Raw genomic sequence first — 261 nt, 5'->3', positions numbered from 1 at the left:
GCCGACCCCGTGGCCGCCGCGACCCGGCGTGAGCAGGACTCCGGGCTCGTATCCGCGCCGTCACCGGTGATGGGGATCGACGAGGGCTGGGATGCGATGCGCGTGGACGAATCCTGGCACCAGACCTTTTGGGTCGCCGAGTGGCCGCGCACAGACGTCCGCACCGGATTCCTCGAGCCACTTCTCTATACCGGCGATGCGACCAGGGTGATCACCCTGCAGGTGCGGCCGGTGGCGACTCACAAGGCGCTGGCCCAGCTG

At 69.3% G+C, this 261-nt stretch carries 1 protein-coding gene; it reads left to right on the top strand.

Annotation, left to right across the window (positions count from 1 at the left end; genetic code table 11):
* Positions 1-261 (top strand): hypothetical protein (locus AC1RPY_RS07980; RefSeq protein WP_481763150.1); only part of this gene is annotated, 261 nt, incomplete at both ends.

Source organism: Dellaglioa sp. CoH-56-MRSF-12, assembly GCF_056782075.1.
The sequence above is the reverse complement of the archived record's forward strand: the minus strand, read 5'-3'. Positions and strand labels throughout refer to the sequence as shown.